The sequence below is a fragment of the Streptomyces alanosinicus genome (assembly GCF_014650595.1).
In the GTDB taxonomy this organism is placed as follows: domain Bacteria; phylum Actinomycetota; class Actinomycetes; order Streptomycetales; family Streptomycetaceae; genus Streptomyces; species Streptomyces alanosinicus.
Genome location: NZ_BMVG01000005.1, coordinates 91,928 through 114,728, shown reverse-complemented (window position 1 = coordinate 114,728; position 22,801 = coordinate 91,928). Strand labels below are relative to the sequence as shown.

The following is a 22,801-nucleotide window of genomic DNA, read 5'->3' as shown; positions in this document are numbered from 1 at the left end:
GGAGCAAGGCCGAGTCCGATGAAGGCCCCGTGCGGGTGGGTGTCCGGGCTGGTGGTCCACTGTCGATACAGAGCTCGCGCAGTGAAATTCCCTCCGTTGTCCGGCGGTTCCGGGCTCGGTGGAGTTGTGGAGGATGGCCTTTGGTGTGGTGGGCGTAGGCGACGAACTGACACAGTCCCGAGAGGCGAGAGGCGCGATGGGCCGGGCCCCGGCCAGCAAGGATTCCAGGTGTGCGGTGGTGATGCTCGCCCGACTCCGCGCCATTTAGGGGCGGAGCCGGACGGCGAGTCGACCGGCGTCGCGGACGAGTTGGCGGGCGTGGCCGACGGTGAGGGCGGAACGGAGCGGGGCCAAGGCTCGCAGCGGTGTGTTGAGTAGGCGGGTATCGAGGTACGGGACCCAGCCTGTTGCACGGGAGTGGTAGCGCGGCGGGCCGAGGCAGATCCGCTTGGTGACCACCCAGCGAGTCTCCGGGCCGGTGTTCGGACGGGTGGCATGGAGATGGTCGCCGGCGAACAGCAGCAGGTCACCGGGGTTGAGTTCCACCTCCACCGGATCGCCGACCGGTTGGCCGGGCAGCAACCGTACCCCGTCATGTCGCATGGGCCGCCGGAACGCGTTCGGCCAGATGATCAAGCCGTTGTCCCGCCGTACGCGGCTGACGGCCATCCAGAGGTTGACCGAGTTGACGGGCGTGTTGAACCAGGAGTCCACATGAGCGTGGGCCGGGATCAGGAAACCGGTGTAGTCCGTCAGCTCCCCCTCCCGACCGTCGACGGCGGCCTGGGGAGGCATGATCCGCACGCCGAGATGGTTGCTTACATAGAGTCGGCGCCCCTGCGGGGGCAGCGCCCGGGCGAAACGCAGCAGCAGCTGCCGAGCGGCCTGCCTCAGGCACCCGTCCAGCTCGTCGCGGACGGCGCGGATCTCCTCGACGCCGGCGATGGTGTGCAGCCGCTCCAGGCCGCGCTCTGCCAATTGTTCGGCGGCCCCGGGGGCGATGGCTGAAGCGACAGAGGCCAGTGCCGTGCGGTGCAGCGGTTCGGGTGTGGCGAGCAGGTCGGCCCCGCCGCGGATCACGGCCAACCGGCCTCGCAGAATGTGGCTCAGGTCCAACTCCGCGAGGCACGACTCCTGCAAGCTCGCCGGTGGCACGGATCCCTCCCTCAGGTGGACGGATCGGCGCACGGCTTGCTCGCGCGTAGTGAGAAGGACAACGGCATGTCCGGCAGGCCGTCCGGGAGCCGCCACCAGCCGTCCGCGTCCTGGGTCATGAACGGCAGCAGACGCCAGGCCGCGAAGGGCCACTCGTGCAGGAAGTCCATCCGCATCCCGGCGGCCGCCAGGGCGCTCACGACGTCACCGAGGGAGTGTCCCCAGACGTACTCGACACCGGGAACCTGCTGGTCGGGGACGGCGATCGGGCTTCGGTACTCGTATGCCAGCGGCTCCGGTTCGCCGAAATAGGAGTAGCGCGGCCTGAGTTCGGGTGCCTGCACCTGGTTGTCGAGCATCCAGCCCGCCGGGTGGCCCTCGAAGACGTAGACGAAGCCGCCCGGAGCGGTGAAGTGCGCGACGACCTCGGCCCAGCGGCAGAGGTCCGGCAGCCAGCCGAGGACCCCGTGGGAGGTATAGACGATGTCGAAGACCCCGTCGAGGTGGTCGGGGAGGGTGAGGACATCGGCCTCCACGAAGATGGCTGAGGGATCGATGTCGGCAGCCAGGGAGCGGGCGGCGGCCACGCCTTCTGCGGAGAAGTCGACACCGGTTACACGGGCGCCGAGCCGCGCCCAGGAGAGGGTGTCCACTCCGACATGGCACTGCAGGTGAAGCAGCGACCGGCCGCGTACCTCACCGACCTCGGTGCGTTCCAGCGCGCGCATCCGGGAGCCGCCCGACCGGAATCCTTCCAGGTCGTATTGGGCCGAGGCGGCCTTCAACGGGGTCCACCGCTCCCACAATTCGCGATTGTTCCTCAGATACGCCTGCGGATCGCGCGGTCCGCCGGCGGCAGTGGCCGGCTTCATGCGGGCAGCTCGTAGACGCTGACGTGGTAGCTGCTGGTGTCGGTGAAGGGCGTGCCGGACCAGTCGCCGAACCGCTCGCGCAGGTGCAGGCCGGCGGTCGCGGCCATCAAGTCGAGCTCGCCGGGAGAGGCATAGCGGAAGTCCACCCGGACGTGCCGGAAGACGCCGTCGGTGAGGACCAGGTAGTCGGAGGTGTAGCGCTGCCCCGCCGGCTGCAGTCGGCGGGTTCTCAAGGCCAGTTCGCCGTTCGCGGTCGGCACGGGCCGGGTGCCGGCGCCGGCGCTGGCCACCAAAGCCTCGGGCAAGTGGGCGTCAAGGACGAACAGGCCGCCCGGGAGCAGCCGACGCGACGCCCGCTTGAAGCAGCGAAGCTGGGCCTGCTGGGAGGGAAGTTCGAAGAAGGTCCAACCCGCGACATATACAAGGGCGAACTCACCCTCGTGGTCCACTTCGGAGAAGTCTCCGATGCTGACGGCCAGTTCCTCCCCGCCTGGTTTGGCGCGCAGTTGCTCGATCATGCTCTTGGCGGCGTCGATACCGTGCACCTCATGCCCGCAGGCGGCCAGCGGGAGAGCCACTCTGCCGGTGCCGACCCCGAGCTCCAGCAGCGGTCCGTCCGGCGCGCTCTCGGCCAGCCGTGCCAGCAGCGCCACCGTCGCCTCCGTGGACGAGGCGGGCGGGGTGAACCAGTCGTCGTATCGGTCCGCGAGCTCGGTGGCGTAGCCGAGACCTGGGGGCACGTGTTCCTCCTTGAGGATAAGGATCAGCCGAAGGGGTGGGGCGGAGCGCCCGAGCCCGGGTGGGCCGTGGCGGGCAGGGGACGGGTGCCGGGGGCGATGAGGCGGACGATGGCCGATCCCTCGTCGCGGAGCGCGGCAGGGGTGGTCTCGATGGCGAGTACGTCCTGGGCCGTGAACTCGGTCAGCAGACGGACCGGGTCCACCGGCGCGAGCCGTTCGGCCTGCGGTGGCAACGGGGTCCGCGGTTCGTGCCGTAGCCAGTACCCAAGCGCGTCCTGGCCTCCGTGGTACGTCCACAGTGCGTGATCGACCGCGGAGACCGGCGTGCCGGTGAGTGCCAGTCGCTCCTGTGCGCGACGCACGGCCGCGGTGCCCATGCTCCAGCGGACCATCAGCGCCTCGTGGGCCGCTCGGTCGAGCAGCAGCGCGCGATGGCTGTGCGGGCCGCAGCGGGCGCCGAAAGTCTGCTCGCGGTGGTCGGGGGTGTGCAGGCAGACGGCTACGGTGCAGGCCCCGGCGGCGGACAAGATCAGCGCGGTGGCTTGCAGGCCCAGATGTTCACAGACGCGCCGCACCGCAGGCGTGAGTTCGCCGAGAACGGGGTGAGCCGCGGGTGGGAGGACGGTGGGAGACTGCCAGCTGCGGCGCAGCAGATCGCGTTCCAGGATCTCCCAGGCCGCATGGCCGACGGCCGCGGAGCGGTCGGGGTGGGCGGCAAGACCGGTGGAGCCGGCCCGTACCGGTGCCGTGCAGCCCGCGGGCGGACGGTGTTGAAGGAAGGCGAGCCCGGCGGGGACCAGTACCTCCGCGTCCGAGAGCAAGGAGCGTGCGGTGACCCACAGCTGGTGTGCTGCCCGGCTCTCCGGACCCGACCACGGAGCGGGGTCCAGCACCGGCGCCCCCCGCCGCCGTAGTTCGGCATGCGTGGCGATGAGTGCGGGGGAGGCTTCAGCGGCGCGGGCCGCCAGGACGTTCCCCATCCGCTCCAGCAGTTCACCGCGGGCCCGCACCGCGACCTCGGCGGCGTCCGCGCCGGCCGCACTACCGATCAGGACGGGGTCTCCCCCGGCGCTGCTCGTGGTGCTGAACTGCGGGCTCCTGGCCGCGATCCGGCCGAAGCGCACCTCGGGCTCCACGGAGAACGGACCGAAGATCTGCGGGCACCAGTCGGACCAGGCGGACCACGTGGTCGGTGCGGTCCGGGCGGCGAGCGGCGGCATGGCGGGCTCCCCGTGGGTCATGCCGTGGTCGCCCGAAGCAGCGAGTCGCACTCCTCCAGGGCGCCCAGCCCGTGCTCGGTGAGCATCGAGGAGTGTGCCCTGAGGGCGGTGATCGCCTGCCGGGCCTGGTCCGCCAGCCGGTCCCGGCGGGCCGCCAGAGCAGTGGCGGCCTCGGTCTCTTCGGCGAGGAACCGCACATACAACGCCGTGCACCGGGCCAGCACCACCGTCTGCTGGAACAATCCCGTCAACGGGCGTGGATCGGACCTCAGCGGGGTCTGCACCGGATCCACGGCATCGGCCGAGGAGGTGAGTGGCGGGGCGCCCAGCTGTGCCGCGTTGCAGCGGGTGTGGGCGCCCTCGTGCACCAGGGCCTCGGCGAACCGGACCGGGCCGGGCAGGCCCAGCGGGCTCGCGCTCAGCCGGGCGCGATGGACATGGATCGCGCCATGGGTGGTGAAGTCGGTGAATCCGTCGATGGCCCGGCCCTCCAGGAGCGCCACTTGGGCCACGCAGACCTGTAGTTCGGCCAGCATCTCCGGCCAGACGTCGGCCAGCCGGGTGAGGCTCTCGTCCAGTACAGCACGGTCGGCGCGCCGCCAGGCGGTCAACCGCGATCCGCTGCGGGGGTCCGCACCGGCTGGTACCAGGGCGAGGGCGCGGGCCACCGACCGGGCGAGATGGGGTGCCGGTTTGGCCGGTGCCGGCATCTGGCCGGGCCCGGCCGGTCCGGTCCGGTGCGGTGCCGTCGCAATCGCCGCCTCGCGAAGAATGCGCTGCCCGTCTTCGCCCGCTTGCACCGCGAAGGCGGCCGCCACCATTGCCGGGTGAGCCGGCATCGGCGCGCGGAGCCCCGCCGTAGCCAGAACGGCGTGCACCACGCGACCTACCGCTTCTTCGTCGCGGGCGGCCTCCCGCGCATCGGGCGCTACCCGCAGCATCGTTTCTCCTCCACCGAGTTCAGGGTCCACCTCCGGGTCGGGAAACGGGTGCGGCGGGTAGCTGATGCGAAACGTCCCGGATCAGTCCTGGTCCGGAATGTCGATCATGAGTGCGTATTCGGGCAGCTCCTCGGTGACCTGCTCGATGTCCTGGTTCTCCACGCGGTCCTCCATGTGGTCCTCCCCTCACTGGCGTCGGATACGAGCGAGCGCCGGGCGACGCCCTGCTGAGAACTACCCCAGGCCCGGCCGACGGACCACCGGCCCTCGACCAGCCCCTGCGGAAACCGGACAGGAGCCGCCTCCCATGCGCCCCGTGGCTCGGGGGGCAGGGCGCAACAGGCGTGCCGCACGCCGGTGTGCCACCCGGCGTGGTGCGCCTGTGACGTGCCGGGAATTCTGAGACGCCTGCGGCTCAGGAACTTGGCTCAGACAGGCATGCGGCGGGCTGACCGTGCACCGGTGTGCGCCCCTGTCGTGCTGTCGGCCGGCCGACGAGCACGGTTGTGGCCCCAGAGGGCCGTGGGGACCATGGGCGACTGTCATCTCCTCGCCCCCGGAGGCCCAGTCAGCCATGCGGATCGCCTATCTGCACTCCGGCAGCATCCCCTCCGTCTATGCCAATGGTGTGCACGTCATGCGGATGTGCGACGCCTTCACGGACGCCGGACACGAGGTCGTGCTCTACGCCCCGCCGGGCACCGCCCCCGCCGAGGACGTCCACGCCTACTACGGCACCCGCAACCGTTTCGAGGTGCGCACCGTGGCGCGGCCCCGGATACCGGGGCTGGGCGTGTGGATCCGCGCGTGGCGGGTGCGTGCCGACCTACGCCGCCGGGGCGTGCCCGATCTGCTCTACGGGCGCGATCTGCATGCCTTGCTCGCCGCCTCCGACCTGGCCCCCCTGGTCTACGAGACCCATCTGCTGTGGCGCGACCGCGTCGTCCGCGGCATCGAACGCCTGCTGTTCGGCAGGCGGAACCTGCGCCGCGTGGTGTTCGTCTCCCAGGCACTGGCCGACGACTACCGCCGGGCCTTCCCCCAGCTCGACTCCCTGCCGCAGGCCGACCTGCTCACCGCCCACGACTGCGCCGATCCGGTACCTGACGGCGGCCCGCCAGCCGGGCTTCCGGGCCGGCCCGGGGCGCTGCGGATCGGCTACGTCGGCCATCTCTACCCGGGCCGGGGCACGGACATCATCCTCGACCTCGCCGGCCGCCTCCCCGAGGCCGAGTTCCACATCGTCGGCGGCACCGCGACCGACCGCGAGTACTGGCAGAGCCGATGCGGCCAATCCAATGTGCGCTTCCACGGGCATCTGCCACCCGCCGAACTCTCCCCCTATTACCGGGCCTTCGACATCGTACTGGCGCCGTACCAGCGGAAGGTCTTCTGTGCCGAGGGGGTCGGCGGGACCGGTGAGATCAGCCGCTGGGTGTCACCGATGAAGCTGTTCGAGTACATGTCGTACGGGAAGGCCATCATCGCCTCGGACCTGCCGGTACTGCGGGAGGTCCTCGACGACGGGGCCAACTGCCTGCTGTGTCCACCCGATTCCGTCGACGCCTGGGCGGACGCGGTGAAACGGCTCGCTGAGGACCGGGCCCTTCGTGAAGCACTGGGCGCCGAGGCGCGCCGGCGGCTGCACGAGCGGCACACCTGGCGGGCCCGAGCCGACCAGGTGCTGCCTACGCCGGTCGAGCTCACCGGGAAACGCCGATGAGGGCGGTGGTGACCGGCGTGGCCGGCTTCATCGGCTCCCACCTGTCCGCACACCTCCTGGCGGCCGGCGACACCGTCGTCGGCATCGACGCTCTCACCGACACCTACGACCCAGCCCTGAAGTTACGCAACCTGGACGAGCTGATCCCTCACCCCGCCTTCACATTCCACCGGGCCGACCTGCTTGAGGCGGACCTCTCCCGCCTCCTCGACCGCGCGGAGGTCGTCTACCACCTGGCCGGGCAGCCCGGCGTGCGGCGCTCCTGGGGGCGGGATTTCGCCCTCTACACCCGGCGCAACCTGCTCGCCTCCCAGGTTCTCCTCGAAGCCGTACGGAACCACCCGCTGCGAAAGTTCGTCTACGCCTCCAGCTCTTCCGTGTACGGCGACGCGCCGGCCTTTCCCACGGCCGAGACAGTGTGCCCACGGCCGGTCTCGCCGTACGGTGTCACCAAGCTGGCAGCCGAGCACCTGTGCGAGCTGTACGGCACCGCCTACGGCCTCCCCAGCGTGTCCCTGCGTCTGTTCACGGTGTATGGGCCCCGGCAGCGGCCCGACATGGCCTTCGCCCGTCTGGTCGCAGCTGCCCAGAGCGGCGACCCGTTCCCGCTGTACGGCGACGGTGAGCAGACCCGCGACTTCACATATGTGCGCGACGTCGTCACCGCCATGCGGGACGCGGCCTGTTCCCGCTTCACGGGGGTGGCCAACCTCGGCGGGGACCGCCCAGTGTCGATGAAGCAGGCGATCACCGCGGTAGAGCGCGTGATCGGCCCCGTCAGCCTCGACCCGCGGCCCGGCAGACCCGGCGACGCCCGGCACACCGGCGCCGACATCACCCTGGCCGCCCGAGCCTTCGGCTACCGGCCGCGCACCGATCTACTCGACGGACTGGCCGCGATGGCCGCTCACGCAGCCATACCAAGGAGGTCTTCCATCGAGCGAAGCCCGAGCCCGAACGGCAGCGCATGAACACCGCCCCGTTTCCGGGCGGCCGAAGGCGTTCGTCCTGGTCTGTCGCGCACCGGCCCCCTCTCCCTCACAGCCGCGCTGCGAACATGGACGTCTCTCCCGGCGCCCAGTTCTTCAGCCCGCGCTTGGCATGCAGCAGACGGGGTGTCGGTCCACCTCTTGCGCTTGCGGCAAAGTGCCGTGGACGATCACACGTCCCCCGGTCTCAGGCAGGCGGCAGTCCGGCGGGGCCACCGAGCCGGCCTGCTCCGGTCGCGGGCCGGCCAGTGTGGTACATGGCGTTGAACAGGCCGGTCAACCGACGGTCCCGGGCCCTGCTGGACGCCAACAAGACCCAGTGGGACTTCCTCCTCTCCCTCTGCGACCGCGACGGCGACGGGATCCTGTCTGTCGAGGAGTTGTGGCCGCGCGCCTCTCCGGCATTCCGCTCGCCCGACCGTCCGGGCAAGGGGGAGGTGTGCCGGACGCTGTTCGACCTGCTCGACAGTGATGACGACGGCTCTCTGACCGAGGATGAGTGTCTCCTCGCCGCCGCTCTCCTGCGCATGTCTGCCGAGAATGCCCGAACGCGTACGTTCAGGAACTCGACACCGACGGCGACGGACAGCTGAGCGCCGAGGAGTTCCGGAAGGCCGTGCAGCGCTTCTACACGAGTTGAGGCGGGTGAGACGGTGCGTGCCGGCTTCCGAGTCGAGGGATGGGCGGAGGGTGGTTGCGCGGGAGCAGCCGATACGGGCATACCCGACCGCCTCGGCGTCGGCGGTCCGTGGGCGGACCGCGCCAGGCAGAGGAACTTCGCGAACCACTGGGAGCCGAGGCCACGCGCAGGGCACCCCATCAGCGGATCGACCACATGGGCGAGGCGGCCCCACGTTGTTGTGTGCCTGTGGCGGGCGGGCCTTCCCCATGGCGCAACTGCCGCCTTGGCCAATCCCGCGAAAGAGTATCCGGTGCCCGCTGCATATGTCACCGATCTCGTCGACGCCGTCCACCACCGCGCCGACCGGTCGGCGATCGGATCCGGAGCCCGCGTGCTCACCTTCTGGCAGGCGCCGGAAGAGGTGTGGCGGCTGGCGAGGGCGTTGCGCGAGCTGGGCGTAAAGCGCGCCGCCGGGTTGGCGTGTGTCAGCGGCAACAGGCCCGAGACGCTCGGCGGAGCGGCGTCACGAACATCGCGGTCGGCCTGCGCCGCAACGCCCGCGACGCACAACGCCCCCTTGCTCTCATGGAGCTCGCATGATCACGAACCGGACATCATGCCAAGTGGCAGGCTCACGGCGCGGGGTGGAGTGACGCCTTCCGGGAGAACAGAAGCATCATATCGGCCAATTCAGGTCGAGGGGACAGACGCAGGGGTTCCCGCCGACACGGGTCACCGCTCAAGCGAGCCTGCGGGTGACGAACGACAGTCCGTCTCGGGGTCGCCCGAAGGCCGGCTGGTCGGTCTTACCCGGCCCGGCCACCTGGCAGGTTGCAGCGTCCTACGTCCTGTCATCCCTGCCTCTCAGGGATGACAGGACCAAGCGCTCATACCGTGTGGTGAGGGCTCCGGCTGCGGCGACGACCAGCAGTGTCAGCGCGACGAGCAGGTCTGCCACAGAGTTGTCGCAGAGGACTTCGTTCACGAAGACGCCGCTCGGCACCCACCTCACGCCATGTGTAACCAGGATCCGCGGCCAGTCGAGACGTCAGCCGATCCAACGGATCGTCGACGTTCCGAACCGGACTGTGGAACAAACCGGTCCAGACGCGCATGGATACCGCCCGTCGTACGGCCGTGCCGCGCAGCGAACTCGGACAGAGTCAGCCCCTCGCGGCATTGAGCTGCAGAACCGCGCCATTGCTGGACCACTGCAGACCCGGTCGCCCGGGAGGACGACCGTCACGCGGTACCCGCACACCAGGCGAAACCGAGTGGCGGCTCGAACCCGAACGCGCACCCAATTACAATACCGGTATTGTATGGCCGGTATAGTAATTGGTTGCATGAGAAGGGCGCCGCATGATCGAGATCCTGAACCCCACCCTGCTGGCCCGGGCAAGAGGCACAGGCGCCCTGGTCGCCGACATCCTGCAGACGCTGAAGAGCCGCAGCACGATCGGCACGAACCTTCTGGACATCGACCGGTGGGCCAAGGCCCTGATCGTCGATGCGGGAGCGCAGTCCTGCTACGTCGACTACGAGCCGTCGTTCGGACGCGGCCCGTTCGGCCACTACATCTGCACGGCCGTCAACGACGCCGTGCTCCACGGACGGCCGTACGACCACACGCTTGCCGACGGCGATCTGCTGACACTCGACCTCGCCGTCTCCCGAGGCGGAGTCGCCGCGGACGCCGCCATCAGCTTCATCGTGGGCGACGCAGAGCCTCCGGAGAGCGTCGCGATGATCAGTGCGACCGAACGCGCGCTGGCCGCGGGGATCGCCGCTGCCGGGCCCGGGGCCCGCATCGGCGACATCTCCCATGCCATCGGCACGGTCCTCAGCGAGGCGGGGTACCCGATCAACACCGAGTTCGGAGGCCATGGCATCGGATCAACGATGCACCAGGACCCGCACGTTGCGAACACCGGACGGCCCGGCCGTGGATACAGGCTGCGCCCTGGGCTGCTGCTGGCGCTGGAGCCGTGGGTCATGGCGGACACCGCCCGACTCGTCACCGATGCCGACGGCTGGACGCTCCGAAGCGCGACAGGCTGCCGGACAGCACACAGCGAGCACACCATCGCCATCACCGACGACGGAGCCGAAATCCTCACCGTGCCGAAGTAGGCACAGTCGCGAGGCCGGAGCCCCCTGCCGAAGGCGCCCGACCTGGGCTTTGCCCGGCAGGCGCCGCTCGCGGTGTCCGGGCCGGGGGCTTCCCCCGTTCCCACGGCGGTTCCTGGGCCCGCGGCCCACCGCCGACAGCTGTGGGGCCCCCGGGGGTACCGCCGTCCGGGTGATCCGCGGGCGCCCCCGTCCTGCGTGGAACCGAGGAAAGACGGCCTAACCGGGCATTTTTGACACCTTGGTCGAGTGTGGAGACAAGTAGCAGTCTGATCTATTCATGGACAGACTGGAGCCGCCGGTCCTTGATCGGGCCACAGTCCACGCTCTCCGGGAGATCGCATGGTGGAGCAGTCCTCCGAGGTCCCCATATCCGGGCCGCACGAACCTGCCGTCGCCGTGCGCGACACCGTCCCGGACGGGTGGGAGACCGAGCAGAAGTACGCGCAGACACTGGCCGACGTCCTGGGCGCCGAGCATGTCGCGGTCGACAGCCATTTCTTCACCGACCTCGGCGCCAACTCCCTGGTCATGGCACAGTTCTGCGCGCGGATCCGAAAACGTGCGGACCTGCCGTCCCCGTCCATGAAGGACATCTACCGGCATCCCACGATCCGGAGCCTGGCGTCGGCTCTCGGCGATGCGGCCGCTGCCGCCGCCGCTGCGGCCCGCGCAGCCGATGCGGCTCCCGCACCCGCCGGTCCGGTCCCCGCCCGGCCGGTGTCCGCACCACTGCCGGCCATGGCTCCTGCGCCCTCGCCGGCGGCTCCGGCGCCGCGCGGGAACCGGGTCAGCCATCTGCTCTGCGGAACAGCCCAGTTGCTGGTGTTCCTCGGCTACTCCCTTGTCTCCGGGTTCGTCACCGCCTCGGGGTACGAGTGGATCGCCACCGGTTCAGGCGTCGTCGACATCTATCTGCGGTCGCTGTTGTTCGGCGGAATCGGGTTCGTCGCCCTGTGCGCGTTCCCGATCGCCGCGAAGTGGCTGCTCATCGGCCGTTGGAGACCCGGTGAGTTTCCCGTCTGGGGCCTGACGTATCTGCGCTTCTGGCTCGTCAAGGTGCTCCTGCACGCGAATCCCATGGTCTTCCTCGTCGGAACTCCGCTGTACGTGCTGTATCTGCGGGCCCTCGGCGCCCGGATCGGCAGGGGAGTCACGATCCTGTCGCACTCCGTGCCGGTCTGCACCGACCTGCTGACCATCGGCTCCGGTGCGGTGGTCCGCAAGGACTCCTTCTTCCTCGGTTACCGGGCCTTCGCGGGCCGCATCCAGACCGGCCGGATCACGCTCGGACGCGATGTGTTCGTCGGCGAGAAGACGGTCCTGGACATCGACACCTCGCTGGGCGACGGCGCCCAGCTCGGCCATGCCTCCGCCCTCCACCGCGGCCAGGCGGTCCCGGCCGGCGAGCACTGGCACGGCTCGCCGGCCGAGCCCACCAAGGTCGACTACCTCCGGGTCGCGCCGGCCAGGTGCGGCACCGGGCGCCGGGCCTGGTTCGGCTGCGTCACCCTGGTGCAGCTGCTCTTCGTGTACATCCCTCTGGCCGTCGGCGGGGTGTACATGCTGTTCACCGGGGTACCGGCGATCGGCAAGCGGCTCGACCCGCAGACGAGCGCGCTGACGGCGGCGGAACTGATCACCGACGGGCTGATCATCTCGTCGGTCCTCTTCTTCGGCTTCGTCGTGGTCGGTCTCGCCGTCCTGTACAGCGTTCCGCGGCTGCTGCGGCTGGCCGTCAGGCCCGACCGGGTCTATCCGCTGTACGGATTCCACTACTCGGTGCACCAGGCGACAGCGCGCATGACGAACATCAAGTTCTTCGCCTGGCTCTTCGGTGACAGCTCCTACATCGTCCACTACCTCCGCGGACTCGGCTACGACCTGTCACATGTGGAGCAGACCGGGTCCAACTTCGGCACCGAGATGCAGCACGAGACGCCCTTCCTGGTCTCCGTGGGCAGCGGAACGATGGTGGCCGACGGTCTCTCCGTGCTCAACGCGGACTACTCCAGTACGTCCTTCCGGCTGTCCCGGGTGTCGATCGGGCCGCACAACTTCCTGGGCAACAACATCGCCTATCCCGTCGGCGGCAGAACGGGCGACAACTGCCTCCTCGCGACGAAAGTGATGATTCCCCTCGACGGCGAGATCCGTGAAGGCGTGGGCCTCCTCGGCTCGCCGTGCTTCGAGATCCCCCGCTCCGTGGACCGTGACGCACGGTTCGATCACCTCAGGACGGGCGAGACGCTGCACCGTCGGCTCGCGATGAAGAACCGCTACAACCTTCGCTCGATGGCCCTGATGCTGTGCGTGCGCTGGCTGCACACCTTCGCGCTCACCCTGCTCGCCCTGGCCTCCGTCGGCCTGTACGGCAGGATCGGGCATGTGGTCATCGCCGCGTATCTGGTGCTGACGCTCGCGCTGTCCACCGCGTACTACGTCCTGGTGGAGCGCTGTCTGCTGTCCTTCCGCAGATTCCGCCCCCAGTTGTGCTCCATCTACGAACGAACCTTCTGGCTGACCGAGCGTGTGTGGAAGGTTCCGGACCACTACCTGAACCTGTTCAACGGAACGCCCTTCAAGAGCCTCGTCTGGCGCATGCTCGGCGTCCGCATCGGCAGCAGGGTGTTCGACGACGGCTGCTACGTCACCGACCGGACGCTCGCCGTCATCGGCGACGACTGCACCCTCAACGCCGGGAGCAAGCTCCAGTGCCACTCGCAGGAGGACGGCACCTTCAAGTCCGACATCACCACGCTGGGCACCGCCTGCACGCTGGGCGTCGGCGCCCATGTGCACTACGGCGTGGCCATGGGCGACGGCTCGGTGCTGGCCCCCGATTCCTTCCTCATGAAGGGCGAGGAAGTCCCCCCGGACGCACAGTGGGGCGGCAATCCCGCCGTGGACATGCCGGAGCACGGCATCCGGCCCCACGCCGCCGGCCGGACCACGTAAACAGCCAATACCCCCGCGTCGACGCGTCGGCGGTGAGTTGAGGAAGGCTATGCCATGGGAGTGCGCGTGGAAGCGGACCGGGAGTTCTGGAGCCGGGTACTGACCGCCGGCGGTGTCACCACGGTGCCGCGCTGGGTCCGGCAGCCGCCCGAGGCGGCCCCGGCCGAGGGAGCGGCCGAGCACGAGACACCCGTGCCGGACGACGTGGCGGACGCGATGCGTGAGCTGGTCCGGCACCGGGGGGTGCCGGTCAGCGCGCTGCTTCTCGCCGCGCACGCCAAGGTGCTGGCCGCGCTCTCCGGCGAGCCGGAGGTGGTCACGGGGTACACCACCGGGGTGCGCGGCGAGCCGCTGCCCTGCCGGCTGGCCGTACTCCCGGGATCCTGGCAGGCCCTGCTGTCGGCCGCCGAGCACGCCGAGGCGGAGGTGCTGGCGCACCGGGAGTTCCCGGTGGAGAAGCTGCGCTGGGAGCTGGGGCTGACCGAGCCGCCGTACGAGGTCGTGTTCGGGCCGCCGGGAGCCGAAGGGACCCACACCGACGACGGCGTCCTGCAACTGCACTGGTCCGACCGGGGCGGACGGCTGACGCTGCGCCTGCGGTACCGCACGGACGTGCTGGACGCCCCGGCCGCGGCGCGTGTCGGCGGCTACCACGTGACGGCGCTGCGGCTGATGACGGCCGAGCCGGACGCCGACCACACGCGGCAGAGCCTGCTGTCGCCCGAGGAGGAACGGGAGCAGCTGGAAGGTCTGGCCGGGCCCCGCCGGCCGCTGCCGGACGCGCGGGCGCACGAACTGTTCGAGCAGCGGGTACGGGCGCATCCGCACGCGGTGGCGGCCGTGCACGGCGCGCGGGAGTGGACGTACGACGAGCTGAACCGGCGCGCGAACCGGCTGGCGCGAGCGCTGCTGGCGCGGGGCCTGGACCGGGAGGACGTGGTCGCCGTCGTCACCGAGCGCAACCTCGACTGGCTGGCGGCCACGTTGGCGGTGTTCAAGGCGGGCGGCGTGTATCTGCCGATCGAGCCGCACTTCCCGGCCGGCCGGATCGCGGCAACGTTGTCACGCGCGGACTGCCGGCTGGTCCTGACCGAACCCGGCAGCGCCGGCACCCTCGACGAGGCGCTGGCCACGCTGCCGGAGGTCGAGAAGCTTCCGGTCGGCGCCGCGTACGCGGAACCGCACGCCGACGGCGACCCCGGTGTCCGGGTCGACGCCGGCCGGCTCGCCTACATCTACTTCACGTCCGGCTCCACCGGTGAGCCGAAGGGCGCGATGTGCGAACACGCGGGCATGCTCAACCATCTCCACGCCAAGATCGACGACCTGGCGCTCGGCGAGGGATACGTGGTGGCGCAGACGGCCCCGCAGTGCTTCGACATCTCCCTGTGGCAGCTGCTGTCCCCGCTCCTGGTCGGCGGACGGACCCTGCTGGTCGAGCAGGACGTGATCACCGACGTGGAACGGTTCGTCGACACGCTGCAGCGGGGCCGCGTCGGCGTGGCACAGGTCGTGCCCTCCTATCTGGAGGTCGTGGTCTCGTATCTCGAACAGCACCCGCGTCCGCTGCCGGACCTGCGGTGTGTGTCGGTGACCGGCGAGGCGCTGAAACGGGAGCTGGTCCAGCGCTGGTTCGCGGTCCAGCCGGACATCAGGCTGCTCAACGCCTATGGGCTCACGGAGACTTCGGACGACACCAATCACGAGATCCTTCAGACGGTGCCCGACCGGGTGCTGCTGGGGCGGGCGGTCAACAACGTACGCGTCTACGTCGTCGACGAACATCTGTCGCTGGTCCCGCTGGGCGCCCCCGGGCTGATCGCGTTCGCCGGGGTCTGCGTGGGCCGGGGGTACGTCAACGATCCGGAGCGGACCCGTGAGGCGTACCGCACGGACCCGTACCGGCCCGCCGAGCGGCTCTACCTGGGCGGCGACTGGGGGCGCTGGCACCCCGACGGCAAGCTGGAGTTCCTCGGCCGCCGCGACAACCAGGTCAAGATCCGTGGCTTCCGGATCGAGATCGGCGAGATCGAGAACACCCTGCTGCGGGTGGACGGAGTACGCGACGGCGCGGTGGTCGTCGCCGAGCGGGCCGACGGCAGCAGACATCTGATCGCCTTCTACACCGGTACGCGCAGGCCGCCGGAGGTGCTGCGCGAGGCACTCGGCGCGGCGCTGCCCGCCTATATGGTCCCCGCGGCCTTCCACTGGCGGCAGGGCCTGCCGCTGACGGCCAACGGCAAGATCGACCGCAAGGCGCTGATCGGGCTGGCGGACGTGGCGGCGCCACAGGAAACGGCGAAGGACGCGTCCGCTCCGCTCAGCCCGGCCGAGCGGAGGCTGGCGGCGGCCTGGGCCGAACTGCTGGGGGTGCCCGAGGAGCGGATCGGCCGCACGGACCACTTCTTCGACTCGGGCGGCACCTCTCTGACCGCGGTCAAGCTGACCGTCGCGCTCGACCGCGCGGTGTCCCTGAAGGACATCACCCGGCACCCGGTCCTCGCCGATCTGGCCGCGATCCTCGACGGCACGGCCCGGCAGCGCCCGGAGCTGCTGGTCTCCCTGTCGGACGAGGGCGGTGCGCCGCGCCCGACGCTGGTGTGCTTCCCCCACGCGGGCGGCAACGCGGTCAACTACCGGCCGCTGGCGGGCGCGCTGGCGGCTGGTGGAGTGGCGGTCCTCGCCGTGGATCTGCCCGGTCACCAGCTGTCCGCGCGTCCTGAGCCGTTCGCGTCGATCGAGCAGGTCGCCGAGCAGGTCGCCGCCGAGATCGCGGCGCGCGGTCTGTCCGAGGTCATGCTCTGGGGTCATTCCTCGGGGGCCGCGCCGGCCGTCGAGACGGCCAGGAGGCTTGAGCGGCAGGGCGTGCGGGTGACCCGGGTGTTCCTCGGTGCGCAGCTGCTCGGCACCGCCGCCGACCGGCTCGCCGCCGTCGATGAGCTGACGAGCCGGAGCGACGCCGAGATCGCGGCGCAGCTGGCCGCGGACGACGGCTTCGCGGAACTCGCGGAGCTGACCGCGCGGCACGCCGAACACATCGGTGCGGCCTACCGGCACGACTGCGCGGGCGCGCACCGCTACTTCAGCGAAGCCCTGGGGAGCCCGCCACCGGTGAAGCTGTCCGCGGCGGTCTCGGTGGTCCTCGCCGCCGACGACCCGCACACCGGTGGTCACGCCCACCGCCACCGGGACTGGCTGCTCCTGGCCGAGCACGTCGATCTCCTCGAACTCGCCGACGGGGGCCATCACTTCCTGCGCACCCGTCCGGCCGAGGCGGCGCGGGCGGTGCTGAGCGCCGTCGTGCCCCTTTCCTCTCCCTGACGTACCCCTTGTCTCCTTCTGAGCCCCGTCGAACCGCGGGCGGTCGACCGAAAGGAAACCCGAGATGCCGTTCTCATCCCTGGCATCACCGCTCGATGTGGAGCTGCGACCGGACCAGCCGGCGCTGCTGTGCGTCGATCCCCCAGAAGACGCCCCGAGTTGGGCGGCCGAGTACCGTGAAGCGCTGCGTGCGCAGGTCACCGAGCACGGGGCGCTGGTCGTCCGCGGTCTCGGACTGCGGGACACCGAGCAGGTCGGTGCCGTCTTCGCGCGTCTGGCCGGTGCCCTCCTGACGGAGCGGGAGGCCTTCGCCCCCCGTCAGGCCCACGGCCCGGGGCTGTACTCCTCCACGGCCTGGCCGGCCAACCAGCCGATGTGCATGCACCACGAGCTGAGCTACCCGCTCCAGGTGCCCGGCCTGCTGCTGTTCGCCTGCCTCACGGCGCCCGAGCAGGGCGGGGCGACGGCACTGGCTGATGCCGAACAGATCCTGCGCGCGCTGCCCACGGGGCTCACCGAACGGTTCGAGCGGGAGGGCTGGATCCTGACCCGCGCCTACAACGACGAGATCGGGGCGAGCCTGACGGAGTCGTTCGGCACCGCCGACCGCGCCGAGATCGAGCGCTACTGCCGGGCGAACGCCATCGACGTCACCTGGCAGCCCGACGGGACGCTGCGCACCGAGCAGCGCCGCGGCGCCGTCGTCCGGCACCCGTTCACCAACCGGCGCTGCTGGTTCAACCAGATCGCCTTCCTCAACGAGTGGACCCTCGCCCCGGAGGTGCGTGAGTACCTGGTGGACGTCTACGGCGCGGACGGACTGCCCTTCAACACCCGCTACGGCGACGGCAGTCCGATCGAGGAGGACGTCGTCCAGCTGATCAACGGCGTCTACGAGGCGCACACCCGACGCGAACCCTGGCAGGCCGGTGACCTGATGCTCGTGGACAACATCCGCACCGCGCACAGCCGGGAGGCGTTCGGCGGAGAACGGCAGGTACTGGTCGGCATGGGCGAGCCCCTGCGGCCCGCCGACCACTGCCCGGCCGAGGAGGCGAGCGAGCGATGACCGATCTTCTGTCGAGCGCACCCCGGCCGGCCGTGTCCGGGCGGGCCGACGCACCGACGTTCGCGGTGATCAGCGGTGAGCAGGTGCGGCAAGCGCTGAGCGGACGTGAGAGACAGCTGGTGGAGCTGGTCGAGACCGCCTACCGGCTGCACGGCGCGGGAGAGTCGGTCAACCCGCCGTCGTACTTTCTGCGCTTCCCGGACCGTCCCACGGCGCGGATCATCGCGCTGCCGGCCGCCATCGGCGGACCGGACCGCGTGGACGGCCTGAAGTGGATCTCCAGCTTTCCGGACAACGTGGGCGCCGGACTGCCCCGTGCCTCCGCGGTCCTGATCCTCAACGACCACGACACGGGCTACCCGTTCGCCTGCCTGGAGAGCTCGATCATCAGCGCCACCAGGACCGCGGCCTCCGCGGCGCTGGCGGCCGACTGGCTCAGCCGCGGCCGGACCCGTCCCACCCGCGTCGGGTTCTTCGGTACGGGGCTGATCGCCCGTTACATCCACACCTTCCTGGCCGGGACGGGCTGGGACTTCGAAGCGGTCGGAGTGCACGACGTGTCCGCCGACAGCGCGGAGGGCTACTGCGGCTATCTGCGGCAGGCCGGCACCACCGCGCGGATCACCGTCCATGACAGCGCCGAGGACCTCGTCCGCGCCAGCGACCTCGTGGTCTTCGCCACCGTCGCCGGCCGGCCGCATGTCACCGACCCGGCCCTGTTCTCCCACAACCCCCTGGTCCTGCATGTGTCGCTGCGCGACCTGGCCCCCGAGATCCTCCTCGGTTCGGCGAACTTCGTCGACGACGTCGAGCACTGTCTGAAGGCCGACACATCCCCTCATCTCGTCGAACAGCTCACCGGCAACCGCGACTTCCTGAACGGAACGCTTGAGGACGTGATGGCCGGACGGGCCGCTCCGCCGACCGACCGGCCGGTGGTCTTCTCACCCTTCGGACTCGGTGTTCTCGACCTGGTCGTCGGCAAGTACGTCTACGACGAGGTGTCCCGGACGGGCGATCTCCGTCTCATCGATGACTTCTTCCACGAGCTGCGCCGGTACGGCTGAGGCCGTCGTCGTCGGCCCGGCACCAGGAGGCCCGCCGTGCCTGTCATCTCCGCTCCCTACGCCTTCAACGAGGGCGACCTCTTCGTCGACCTGCTGTCGATCTGCGGACACCCGCTCTATCTGAAGTGCGAGGCCTTCAACTTCGCCGGATCCATCAAGCTGAAGGCCGCGAACGAGATGGTGGAGGCCGCCGAGCGGGACGGAGTCCTGACAGCGGACTCCGTCCTCGTCGAGTCCTCGTCCGGGAACCTGGGCGTCGCGCTCAGCATGATCGCCGCCAGCAAGGGCTACCGGTTCCTGTGTGTGACGGACTCCCGTTGCAACCTGTCGACCAGACTCCTGATGGAGGCGCTCGGCAGCGATGTGCACATCGTCGCCGACCAGGACTCCAACGGCGGTTTCCTGGGCACACGGATCGAGTACGTCCGTGCGCTGTGTGCCGCCGACGACCGGTATGTGTGGCTCAGCCAGTACACCAACGAGGGCAACTGGCTGGCGCACTACCGCACGACCGCCCCGGAGATAGTCCGCCAGTTCCCCGATGTGGACGTCGTCTTCATCGGGGCCGGTACCACCGGAACCCTGATGGGCTGCGCCCGCTACTTCCGCCAGTGGCACCGCCCGGTGCGCGTCGTCGCCGTGGACGCCCTGGGTTCGGTCTCGTTCGGCGGCGAGCCGGGCCGCCGGATGATCCCCGGCGTCGGTATGAGCATGCGCCCGCCGCTGCTCGACGAGTCCTGTGTGGACGAGGTGATGTGGGTGGAGGAGACCGACACCATCCGTATGTGCCATCGCCTGGCCAGACGCGGCTTCCTGTTCGGCGGCTCCACCGGGACGGTGGTCAGCGCCGCGGCGGACTGGCTGGCCCGGAACGGCAGACCCGGCATGACCGCGGTGGCCGTCGCCCCGGACCTCGGGGAGCGCTACCTCGACACCATCTACCAGACCAACTGGCTTCAGGACCTGTACGGCGATCAGGTGCTGGAGAGCTTGGACACCGCGCGGATGAGCGCCCTGTCCCCGGAGGCCGAGTCCGCGGCACGGGCACCGGACCGCAGGCGCACGCCGTAGCGGCCCGGTGGCGGTGGGCCGCCACGGGATCCGGTTCGCCGTCAGGGACGCCCGGCCGGGCTTGCGCTGCGAAGTCCGGCCGGGCTCCCGGTCGATCAGGCGGGATCGAGCGGCACACACCCTCGCGTCCACGTGGCCGTCCGCGATCCGGCCCCGCCGGGAGAACGGTTCCGGCCGGCCCGCGCGCTCCGCCCTTGGCGGTCTTGCGCCGTCCGCACCGTCGGGATTACCTGACGTCGGTGACTCATGGTCGGCGTGCGAGGAGGAGTGACAGTGGACGGGAAACGGTTCATGGGGAAGGTCGCGATCGTCACCGGTGGTGGATCCGGCATCGGCGCCGCCACCGCGTACCGGCTCGGGCGCGAGGGCGCCACGGTGATCACCGTCGGGCGGACCGAGGACCGGCTGAAGGCGGCCGCCGCCGACGCTCCGCCGGGGGCGACGATCGTCCCGCGCGCCGCGGACGTCTCCGACGAGCCGGCCGTCACGGCGCTGATCGACGACGTGGCACAGGAGTACGGCCGGCTGGACGTGCTGGTCAACAACGCGGGGTCCGCCACGGCCGGTACCGTCGAGCACACCGAGACCGCCGAGTGGCGCCGGACCTTCGCGGTCGATGTCGACGGTGTCTTCTTCGCCTCCCGGGCCGCGCTGCCTCATCTGCGGCGCGTCGGTGGCTGCATCGTCAACGTCGGCTCGGTGTCCGGGCTCGGCGCGGACTGGAGCCTGGCCGCCTACAACGCCGCCAAGGGGGCCCTGGTCAACCTGACCAACGCCATGGCGCTCGACCACGGGCACGAGGGCGTGCGGGTCAACGCCGTACACCCGAGTCTCACCCGCACCCCGGTGACCTCGTTCATCGTCGAGAACGAGGACGCGCTCGCCGCGTTCCGTGAGCGCATCCCGATGCGGCGTCCGGCCGAACCGGCCGAAGTCGCCGATGCCATCGCGTTCCTGGCCAGTTCCGACGCCCGTTTCGTCAATGGCGCCCACCTTCCCGTCGACGGCGGACTCAGCGCGTCGAACGGTCAGCCCCGCATGTTCTGACCGTGCCGGACGGCGGGCTGCCGGTGATCACTTCACGTACGCTCGGACACATGGTTGAGCATCGAATGATTGATGTGAACGGCATCCGGCTGCACATCGCCGAGCAGGGCGAAGGCCCCCTGGTCGTACTCCTGCACGGCTTTCCCGAGTCATGGCACTCCTGGCACCACCAGTTCGGCCCACTGGCCGCCGCGGGCTTCCGCGTGGTCGCCCCCGACCAGCGTGGTTACGGACGCAGCGATCACCCGGACGCCGTCGACGCGTACTCCATCCTCCACCTCGTCGGCGACGTCGTCGGGCTGATCCAGGCCCTGGGCGAGGAGAAGGCGTATGTCGTCGGGCACGACTGGGGCGCGCCGGTCGCCTGGCACACCGCGCTGCTGCGGCCCGACGTCGTGCGCGCGGTGGCGGGGCTGAGTGTGCCGCCACCGTTCCGGGGGACGCAGCCTCCGCTGCCCGCCATGGACAAGATGTTCGGCGGCCGCTTCTACTGGAACTACTTCAACCGCCCCGGTGTCGCCGACGCCGAGTTCGCCGAGGACACGCGCACCACGCTGCGGAAGTTCTTCTACTGGGGCTCCGGCGACGCGCCCCACGCCGGTGACGGCGGACAGCCCCTGGTCGACCCCGAGCGTGGCTGGCTCGTGGACATGGAGGACCCCGAGGTCCTGCCGGAGTGGTTCACCGAGGACGACCTCGACGCGCTCACGGAGAGTTTCTCGCGCGGCTTCACCGGGGCGCTCAACTGGTACCGCAACCTCGACCGCAACTGGGAACTGACCGCGGCGTGGCAGGGCGCCCGGGTCACCCCGCCCGCCCTCTACATCTACGGCGACCGTGACGTCGTCCCCGCCTTCCCCGGCACCCCGGAACTCATCGCGAAACTCCCGGACCTGATGCCCAACCTGCGGCGCGCGCCCCTGAAGCTGGCGGGCTGCGGTCACTGGACCCAGCAGGAACGCCCGGACGAGGTGAACGCGGCGCTCGTCGAGTTCCTCACGGCCTGCCCCTGATCCCCACCGCACCGCGGCTGGTCCGAGCTCCTGGAGCGTCTCGCCCGGTGCCGGGGCGGGCGGATTCGGGGAGCACGGGCGATGCTGGTGAGCGAGTACCCCTGCGAGAAGGCCAGGAGGCTCGGTCCGGTGATCGCCGTCAACCCGCTGAACAGCGCCTCGGTGCTGGCCGCCTTCGGGGCGATCGGCGTACTGGTGGTGATCTTCGCGGAGTCCGGTCTGCTGGTCGTCGGCTTCTTCCTGCCGGGTGACACCCTGCTGTTCCCGGCCGGTGTGCTGTGCGCCGGGAGCGCGGGCCAGCCGCCGCGGCTGGCGCTGTGGCAGGTCCTGCTGTGCGCGGCGGTGGGGGCGGTGGCCGGCGGGCAGGTCGGATACCTGGTCGGGCGGCAGGGCGGACGGGCGTTGCTGGCCCGTACGTCGAGCCCGCGGGTGAAGGCGGCAGCCGCCCGCGCGGAGCAGCTGCTGGCCCGGTACGGCTATGGGAAGGCGCTGGTCATCGGCCGGTTCGTGCCGTTGCTGCGGACGGTCCTGCACCCCGTGGCCGGCGCGCTCGGGGTGCCCGCGCGCACCTTCACGCTCTGGCAGACGGTGGGCGGGGTGCTGTGGTCACAGGCGCTCGTCCTGGCCGGCTACACCCTCGGCTCCTCGATCCCGCACCTGGACGACTATCTGCTGCCCCTGGTCGCCCTGGTCGTCGTCGTGTCGATGCTGCCCCTCCTGTTCGAGGGGCGCCGCGCCCGCCGCGAGCGCCGCCGAGCCGCACGCCGCGGCCCCGGCCGCACCCGTCCTACAGATCCCCCGCCCGACACGTGACCCGTCCGGCGGGACGGCGGTGCCGGGCGTGACCCGCCGAACGGTGTCGT

The 22,801-nt window shown here is 70.5% G+C and carries 17 protein-coding genes; 12 read left to right on the top strand and 5 right to left on the bottom strand.

Going from position 1 to position 22,801, the window contains the following annotated elements; translation table 11 throughout:
* Positions 1 to 264: 264 nt before the first annotated feature.
* The 5 genes from IE277_RS13595 to IE277_RS13575 are packed head-to-tail and all read right to left on the bottom strand — an operon-like array spanning position 265 to position 4,928.
* A complete protein-coding gene (locus tag IE277_RS13595; protein ID WP_189952034.1) occupies positions 265 to 1,155 on the bottom strand; it encodes a phytanoyl-CoA dioxygenase family protein in 891 nt (296 codons plus the stop codon).
* Between the two features lie 11 nt (positions 1,156 to 1,166).
* Positions 1,167 to 2,027 carry a class I SAM-dependent methyltransferase gene (locus tag IE277_RS13590; RefSeq protein WP_189952032.1) on the bottom strand — a complete coding sequence of 287 codons (861 nt, stop codon included), beginning with the start codon at positions 2,025 to 2,027 and terminating at the stop codon, positions 1,167 to 1,169.
* Complete coding sequence (locus IE277_RS13585; protein ID WP_189952030.1) at positions 2,024 to 2,767, bottom strand: class I SAM-dependent DNA methyltransferase; 744 nt, start codon at positions 2,765 to 2,767, stop codon at positions 2,024 to 2,026. The genes IE277_RS13590 and IE277_RS13585 overlap by 4 nt, the downstream gene beginning before the upstream one ends.
* Positions 2,768 to 2,790: 23 nt before the next feature.
* On the bottom strand, positions 2,791 to 4,008 hold the full coding sequence (locus IE277_RS13580; RefSeq protein ID WP_189952021.1) for a YcaO-like family protein: 1,218 nt from the start codon (positions 4,006 to 4,008) through the stop codon (positions 2,791 to 2,793).
* Positions 4,005 to 4,928, bottom strand: a complete 924-nt coding sequence (locus IE277_RS13575; protein ID WP_189952019.1) for an aKG-HExxH-type peptide beta-hydroxylase — start codon at positions 4,926 to 4,928, stop codon at positions 4,005 to 4,007. Before IE277_RS13575 ends, IE277_RS13580 begins: the two co-directional genes overlap by 4 nt.
* 574 nt (positions 4,929 to 5,502) lie before the next feature.
* Here IE277_RS13575 and IE277_RS13570 point away from each other — a divergent pair.
* The 12 genes from IE277_RS13570 to IE277_RS13515 all read left to right on the top strand — a co-directional run bounded on the left by IE277_RS13570 (position 5,503) and on the right by IE277_RS13515 (position 22,751).
* Positions 5,503 to 6,651, top strand: a complete 1,149-nt coding sequence (locus IE277_RS13570) for a glycosyltransferase family 4 protein (RefSeq protein ID WP_189952017.1) — start codon at positions 5,503 to 5,505, stop codon at positions 6,649 to 6,651.
* Positions 6,648 to 7,622 carry an NAD-dependent epimerase/dehydratase family protein gene (locus tag IE277_RS13565; protein WP_189952015.1) on the top strand — a complete coding sequence of 325 codons (975 nt, stop codon included), beginning with the start codon at positions 6,648 to 6,650 and terminating at the stop codon, positions 7,620 to 7,622. Before IE277_RS13570 ends, IE277_RS13565 begins: the two co-directional genes overlap by 4 nt.
* A gap of 517 nt (positions 7,623 to 8,139) precedes the next feature.
* Positions 8,140 to 8,280 (top strand): EF-hand domain-containing protein, encoded by a 141-nt coding sequence (locus IE277_RS49485; protein ID WP_373310776.1) that lies wholly within the window; start codon positions 8,140 to 8,142, stop codon positions 8,278 to 8,280.
* Positions 8,281 to 9,624: 1,344 nt separating this feature from the next.
* On the top strand, positions 9,625 to 10,395 hold the full coding sequence (gene map / locus IE277_RS13555) for a type I methionyl aminopeptidase (RefSeq protein WP_189952011.1): 771 nt from the start codon (positions 9,625 to 9,627) through the stop codon (positions 10,393 to 10,395).
* A 339-nt stretch (positions 10,396 to 10,734) separates the two neighbouring features.
* A complete protein-coding gene (locus IE277_RS13550; protein ID WP_189952009.1) occupies positions 10,735 to 13,350 on the top strand; it encodes a Pls/PosA family non-ribosomal peptide synthetase in 2,616 nt (871 codons plus the stop codon).
* A 54-nt stretch (positions 13,351 to 13,404) separates the two neighbouring features.
* Positions 13,405 to 16,671 (top strand): non-ribosomal peptide synthetase, encoded by a 3,267-nt coding sequence (locus IE277_RS13545; RefSeq protein ID WP_189952007.1) that lies wholly within the window; start codon positions 13,405 to 13,407, stop codon positions 16,669 to 16,671.
* 64 nt (positions 16,672 to 16,735) lie between these two features.
* Positions 16,736 to 17,740, top strand: coding sequence for a TauD/TfdA family dioxygenase (locus IE277_RS13540; RefSeq protein ID WP_189952005.1), 1,005 nt, complete (start codon positions 16,736 to 16,738; stop codon positions 17,738 to 17,740).
* Complete coding sequence (gene sbnB, locus IE277_RS13535; protein WP_189952003.1) at positions 17,737 to 18,807, top strand: 2,3-diaminopropionate biosynthesis protein SbnB; 1,071 nt, start codon at positions 17,737 to 17,739, stop codon at positions 18,805 to 18,807. The genes IE277_RS13540 and sbnB overlap by 4 nt, the downstream gene beginning before the upstream one ends.
* Before the next feature lie 36 nt (positions 18,808 to 18,843).
* Entirely contained in the window at positions 18,844 to 19,878 is a 1,035-nt protein-coding gene (sbnA, locus tag IE277_RS13530; protein ID WP_189952001.1) for a 2,3-diaminopropionate biosynthesis protein SbnA, read from the top strand.
* Positions 19,879 to 20,151: 273 nt separating this feature from the next.
* Positions 20,152 to 20,925 carry a meso-2,3-butanediol dehydrogenase gene (gene budC, locus IE277_RS13525; protein WP_229881355.1) on the top strand — a complete coding sequence of 258 codons (774 nt, stop codon included), beginning with the start codon at positions 20,152 to 20,154 and terminating at the stop codon, positions 20,923 to 20,925.
* 50 nt (positions 20,926 to 20,975) lie between these two features.
* On the top strand, positions 20,976 to 21,938 hold the full coding sequence (locus tag IE277_RS13520; RefSeq protein WP_229881352.1) for an alpha/beta fold hydrolase: 963 nt from the start codon (positions 20,976 to 20,978) through the stop codon (positions 21,936 to 21,938).
* A gap of 129 nt (positions 21,939 to 22,067) precedes the next feature.
* Positions 22,068 to 22,751, top strand: a complete 684-nt coding sequence (locus tag IE277_RS13515; protein WP_189952534.1) for a DedA family protein — start codon at positions 22,068 to 22,070, stop codon at positions 22,749 to 22,751.
* The last annotated feature ends 50 nt before the right edge of the window (positions 22,752 to 22,801 follow it).

What these genes read in the sequence shown, in the direction of transcription:
- IE277_RS13580 (WP_189952021.1), bottom strand. Translation starts at nt 4,008, where the DNA reads ATGACCCACGGGGAGCCCGCCATGCCGCCGCTCGCCGCCCGGACCGCA.
- IE277_RS13545 (WP_189952007.1), top strand. Translation starts at nt 13,405, where the DNA reads ATGGGAGTGCGCGTGGAAGCGGACCGGGAGTTCTGGAGCCGGGTACTG.
- map (WP_189952011.1), top strand. Translation starts at nt 9,625, where the DNA reads ATGATCGAGATCCTGAACCCCACCCTGCTGGCCCGGGCAAGAGGCACA.
- IE277_RS13590 (WP_189952032.1), bottom strand. Translation starts at nt 2,027, where the DNA reads ATGAAGCCGGCCACTGCCGCCGGCGGACCGCGCGATCCGCAGGCGTAT.
- IE277_RS13520 (WP_229881352.1), top strand. Translation starts at nt 20,976, where the DNA reads ATGGTTGAGCATCGAATGATTGATGTGAACGGCATCCGGCTGCACATC.
- IE277_RS13570 (WP_189952017.1), top strand. Translation starts at nt 5,503, where the DNA reads ATGCGGATCGCCTATCTGCACTCCGGCAGCATCCCCTCCGTCTATGCC.
- IE277_RS13575 (WP_189952019.1), bottom strand. Translation starts at nt 4,928, where the DNA reads ATGCTGCGGGTAGCGCCCGATGCGCGGGAGGCCGCCCGCGACGAAGAA.
- IE277_RS13540 (WP_189952005.1), top strand. Translation starts at nt 16,736, where the DNA reads ATGCCGTTCTCATCCCTGGCATCACCGCTCGATGTGGAGCTGCGACCG.
- IE277_RS13565 (WP_189952015.1), top strand. Translation starts at nt 6,648, where the DNA reads ATGAGGGCGGTGGTGACCGGCGTGGCCGGCTTCATCGGCTCCCACCTG.
- sbnB (WP_189952003.1), top strand. Translation starts at nt 17,737, where the DNA reads ATGACCGATCTTCTGTCGAGCGCACCCCGGCCGGCCGTGTCCGGGCGG.
- IE277_RS13550 (WP_189952009.1), top strand. Translation starts at nt 10,735, where the DNA reads ATGGTGGAGCAGTCCTCCGAGGTCCCCATATCCGGGCCGCACGAACCT.